At 64.3% G+C, this 291-nt stretch carries 1 protein-coding gene and 1 pseudogene; both read right to left on the bottom strand.

What is annotated here, in order from left to right; translation table 11 throughout:
• Positions 1-143, bottom strand: a 143-nt coding sequence (locus tag EN859_RS37155; protein ID WP_189502584.1) for a glutathione S-transferase N-terminal domain-containing protein, incomplete at its 3' end; no start/stop codon positions are given.
• A 53-nt stretch (positions 144-196) separates the two neighbouring features.
• A pseudogene (locus EN859_RS40125) lies at positions 197-291 on the bottom strand (FAA hydrolase family protein); the annotation flags it as partial.

The following is a 291-nucleotide window of genomic DNA, read 5'->3' on the forward strand; positions in this document are numbered from 1 at the left end:
GCGAGATAGGCCGGCTCGAGATGCTCGCCATGGCGCAAATGATGCGGCACATAGGTGTAGCTCAGCCCCTTCATCTCGAGCGCGATCCGCACCCGGTAGGAGGTCGAGGAGCGGTAGTAGTTGTGCAGGACAAGGTCGCTCATCGCTTCGGCTGCCCGATGGTCATCTCGATCTTGCCGATGCCGTCGACACCGCCGGTGACAGGCGGGTAGGGAATCTCGACGCCGCTATCGACGACGGCGTCGGCCGGCTTGGTGAAGGAGAAGGGCGGGTCGCGCTCGTCATTGCCGG

It is taken from the genome of Mesorhizobium sp. M00.F.Ca.ET.216.01.1.1, assembly GCF_004010325.2.
GTDB lineage: Bacteria > Pseudomonadota > Alphaproteobacteria > Rhizobiales > Rhizobiaceae > Mesorhizobium.